Origin of the sequence: Anabaena sp. CS-542/02 (assembly GCF_028331085.1) — a bacterium.
In the GTDB taxonomy this organism is placed as follows: domain Bacteria; phylum Cyanobacteriota; class Cyanobacteriia; order Cyanobacteriales; family Nostocaceae; genus Anabaenopsis; species Anabaenopsis arnoldii.
This window is the reverse complement of sequence record NZ_JAQMTM010000057.1, coordinates 1-4,380: the sequence shown is the minus strand read 5'-3', so window position 1 is coordinate 4,380 and position 4,380 is coordinate 1. Positions and strand designations below refer to the sequence as shown.

The 4,380-nt window shown below is 41.9% G+C and carries 6 protein-coding genes; 4 read left to right on the top strand and 2 right to left on the bottom strand.

Annotated features, from left to right (window positions below):
• A partial coding sequence (locus PN447_RS06085; protein WP_271761653.1) for a zinc ribbon domain-containing protein occupies positions 1–255 on the top strand: 255 nt, incomplete at its 5' end.
• 389 nt (positions 256–644) lie between these two features.
• A complete protein-coding gene (locus tag PN447_RS06080; RefSeq protein ID WP_271761651.1) occupies positions 645–872 on the top strand; it encodes a hypothetical protein in 228 nt (75 codons plus the stop codon).
• A gap of 38 nt (positions 873–910) precedes the next feature.
• Here PN447_RS06080 and PN447_RS06075 read toward each other — a convergent pair whose 3' ends face one another.
• On the bottom strand, positions 911–1,111 hold the full coding sequence (locus PN447_RS06075) for a hypothetical protein (protein WP_271732056.1): 201 nt from the start codon (positions 1,109–1,111) through the stop codon (positions 911–913).
• Between the two features lie 130 nt (positions 1,112–1,241).
• On the opposite strand from PN447_RS06075, the gene PN447_RS06070 reads away from it, so the two are divergent.
• Together PN447_RS06070 and PN447_RS06065 are read left to right on the top strand one after the other, a co-directional pair.
• On the top strand, positions 1,242–1,880 hold the full coding sequence (locus PN447_RS06070; RefSeq protein ID WP_271761649.1) for a YqiA/YcfP family alpha/beta fold hydrolase: 639 nt from the start codon (positions 1,242–1,244) through the stop codon (positions 1,878–1,880).
• Positions 1,881–1,924: 44 nt separating this feature from the next.
• Entirely contained in the window at positions 1,925–3,070 is a 1,146-nt protein-coding gene (locus tag PN447_RS06065) for a histidinol-phosphate transaminase (RefSeq protein WP_271761657.1), read from the top strand.
• Here PN447_RS06065 and PN447_RS06060 read toward each other — a convergent pair.
• Complete coding sequence (locus PN447_RS06060; protein WP_271761655.1) at positions 3,062–3,613, bottom strand: hypothetical protein; 552 nt, start codon at positions 3,611–3,613, stop codon at positions 3,062–3,064. The genes PN447_RS06065 and PN447_RS06060 overlap by 9 nt on opposite strands.
• Positions 3,614–4,380: the final 767 nt, after the last annotated feature.

Genomic DNA, 4,380 nt, shown 5'->3' with positions numbered 1-4,380 from the left:
CTCTCTCACTACCGATTTAAGCAGTTTCTGAAGCATAAGGCTTTTGAGACTAATAAAGTAGTGATGGATGTGAACGAAGCGTACACATCAAAAACAGTCAGTTGGACTGGTGAAATCATCCCCAACCTTGGTGGTGCTAAGTTCGTTAAGTCTCCATCTGACGGGCGGGTAATGAGCCGGGACATAAATGGTGCGCGAGGGATTTTCCTACGTGCATTGGTTGATACGCCCTCTCTTAAAGAGTGTATTTGTTAGTGAATGTTAGCAAAAAAGTATCGGTAATGTAATTCCACTACCTGTTTGAAGACGTTCCGCCGGAACGTCTTTTATGTCTCAAGTATAGCATACTTGTTGAACAGAGATGATGAGTAATTTTTGTTCTTTTATAAGCCTCAATTACCAAGGGTGATATTCATAAACCCCCCCATACTAATTAACCGGACATGATATCATATGCGCTCATGGCTGCTAATTAACTTAGTCGGAAAATTTCTAGTTAGCCGGGTCTAAAAGGCAGCCAGCACTCTTGACAATCTGGGAATAATGTAATAATAAGGTGGCAGAACATAAAAAAATCTATTAGCTCACCCCTGGCACGAGCTCAGTCAATTTCCTGACAACAATTCACGCACTTAAAATAAATTATGCCACACAATACTGAAGAAAAAGCAGCAACCCCAGCAACTGGCTACAAAGCACGTCTCAATTCTTGGGCGATCGCTCGTTTAGTTCCTGATACACAACGGGAAATTGTGGCTCGCTTCCGCAGTCGTTCGGATGCAGAAGGTTACATGCAGCACTTGAGCCAGACAACACCTAATGCTGCGTTTATGGTGGTTTTTGATTGTCAACGCGAAGCATCTGTAATTTAATATCGCTTTGGGAATCGAAATAGAACAATTCCCAGCAGTTAGCGCGATTCTGTCCCTTGATTGGGACTACCAGCAACACTATCCTCTCCCGGTGCTTCAGGTTCCGCTGTGGGTTTAGCCTCACTTTTAGCCGCAGTTCCGGTTTTGCGAATATCTGCTTGAATGGGGGTTTGGTAGCCACCAGAAGCACTGGGAGTGGTCTCTTGATGATCAGATTTTTGTTTTTGTTCTTCGGACATAATTACATCCTGCTCATTTAACATAAGCAGATTCTAGGCAATTCACAACTAGCAATTGCTCTATCTAAAATGTGAGGATGATTGATTTATTCCTCTATCGGAGGGCTTACCTTTATATCAGTTAACCGTTGTGAATGACTACATCTACCTACACGGTTTTGCTTCTGGCCCCAAATCTGCTAAAGCCCAGGATATCAGCGGTCGCTTTGCAGAAATTGACATCAAGCTGAAAATCCCCGATTTGAATGCTGGGGATTTTTCCCAATTAACTATCACCCGCCAGATGACTCAAGTTGCAGCCCAATTCCCTAATGATTCTACCCCAGTAACTTTAATTGGTTCTAGTTTGGGCGGTCTGACCAGTGCTCATCTAGCACAGCAATATTCACAAGTGCAACGCCTGGTTTTGCTAGCACCAGCTTTTGGGTTTTTAACCCATTGGTTACCCCATCTGGGGAATCAAGAAGTACAGCGCTGGGAAAAAGAACAATATCTGATGATTCACCACTATGGGGAAGGGCGATCGCTCCCCTTGAGTTATAATTTTGTCATAGATGCAGCCCAGTACAAAGAAACAATATTACAGCGCCCTATACCGACCCTGATATTCCATGGTCAACAAGACCAGGTGATTCCCATCGCCGCCAGTCGGGAATTTGCGCGATCGCGTCCTTGGGTAGAATTAATAGAACTAGACAGCGACCACGCCCTAGGTAATGTCATGGCAAAAATTTGGGCAGCAATCTGCCAATTCTGCCAGTTCCCTTGAGGTGTAAAATATGAAGTCCTGACTAATTATTAATGAGTAAAATTATGCTGAGTTTTATCCGGTCAGATTTAGCCCAATTCACCGCCTATAAACCTCACCCCAGCAGTGATACCGCAGCCGGAGTAGCCGCCCAGTTGGATCGGCTGGATACCAACGAAAGCCCCTATGATTTACCCCCACAGTTAAAACAAAAGCTGGCTTGGACTTATGAGCAAGTAATTGAAACAAATCGTTATCCTGACGGTGGACATGAGAGCCTCAAACAGGCGATCGCGCAATACGTTAATGAGTCTGCTTCCCTGTCCCCATCTATATTTACTGCCGCTAATATTTCTCTAGGTAACGGTTCAGACGAACTAATTCGCTCATTATTAATCGCCACCTGTCTGGGGGGCGAAGGCTCAATTTTAGTCGCTCATCCCACTTTCTCCATGTATGGAATTTTAGCCAAAACTTTAGGCATTCCCGTGGTGACAGTAGATAGAAATGTTGATAATTTTGAAATTGACTTAACAGCTGCCCAATCGGCCCTAGAAGCAACTCAAACTCCCCCCATTCGCGTGGTGTTTGTGGTGCATCCCAATTCTCCCACCGGTAACTGTTTGACTGGGGCGGAGTTGTCATGGTTAAGAAGTTTAGATGAGCAGATTTTGGTGGTCATTGATGAAGCTTATTTTGAATTTAGCCAAACTACCCTAGTCGGTGAATTACCACAACATCCTAACTGGGTAATTTTACGCACCTTTTCCAAAGCCTTTCGGTTAGCAGCCCTGCGTGTGGGTTATTGTGTGGGTCATCCGCAGGCGATCGCTATCTTAGAAAAAGTCCGCTTACCCTATAATCTTCCCAGCTTCTCAATTGCTGGCGCATTAGCTGCTATGCAAAATAGACAACTTTTACTCGCATCAATTTCCCCAACTTTACATGAACGAGACAAACTTATAGAAGTTTTATCTCAACATCCCAGATTACAAATAATCAAAAGTGCTGCTAACTTTATTTTCCTCCGTCTTCAAGAAAATAACCCTGAAAATCAAAACCTTACTTTAACAAATCTTCACCAAAAACTCAAAACTTCCGGTACTCTTGTCCGCGAAATTAACGGAGGATTGCGCATTACTATCGGCTCACCAGACGAAAACACCCGCACCTTAGAGAGAATACAAGCTGCTTTGGCAATTCTACATTAAAGCCTCATCCAACTCGTTGCCGAAACGGCGTACTATTCCTACCGTTCTTGGCAACACCCCTACTAAAAGCGCAAAGACAATATCAGGCATTTCAGCCACAATTGATGGTGAAAAATATTGTTCAAATTGATCGATAATTTTCCGAACTCGCTGCTGTGGAAGCGGGGTTTCTGTAATTTGCTTGATTAACCTAGTCCATTGTCGCCTAATTAAATAAGCCTTCTGACGCTCCTCATAAGATTCAGGAGTTACTAAGGACAAATTACCTACGAGTAATACCATTTCACAATCATGATCATAATTTCCCCCAACAGCAGCACCCGGCCCCGCAAATTCTGCATGATAGCCTTTAAACAGTATTAAACCATTACGCCTACGACTATTAACAACAAAAATCTTCCCACTGTGCAGCAGTGTGAGGATATCCGATCCATATGACTCCTTAGCTCCATCTGTCATCACAGAATGGTCTAAGAGAATAGTATTAGGGTAGTAAGTTGATACCATAGCAGCTTGATAGCGTCGGGGACTCTCGCTATCCATGTTTGTCGAACTTGCAGATAATTTGGTAGTATTATGCACTTCCAGCCCTAACTTGGGTAAAATCAAATCAGATTTTTAATAGTTGAGGAAAAATTTTTAATCAAAAAAGTTTCCTGGTTCATGTAACTAGAACTCAACGGATAATTTGATTATTAGATAGTTAATAATCATATTCTATGAGATTTACTTGCACTTGTCGCGGCAACCCAGCTATTTTTATTAAAGTTTTGGTAAAGCTAAGTTACTAAATACAAAGTTATTATAATGTTTGAAAATGTCTGATTGTAAGAGTTTTCTATCAGAATCTATCTTTGATATTTACTAACCACCTATTTACCTATGCCATCAAATTTAGATGACATATTATAATTATGCCTTGTTGGCAGTTTTGACCCTTAAATAAATGTAAATACTAAAATAAATGTAAATACTAATCAGACCAAATTTACTTACCTAAATTTTATGCACTTACCCAGGGATTGGTTGAGCAAATGAGTATTAAAGCCTTTTTCAGGCTAATGAAGTACACATCAATTGCCTATTCCCTATTCCCTATTCCCTGTTCCCTGTTCCCTGAAACTAAACAACTTTGTACCTCACGAGCATGGGAAATGCTATATTTTATTGTTGGCGGTGCGATTCGTTCTTCCTAAATGAGTAGAAATGCTCAGGGACGGAAGGTAAGGCTGGTGAAAACCAGATTCTTATAACTGTGTGTTCATGTAGGTGTGAATCCTACCCCCTAGGTGCAAGGGTGACAGCATCTT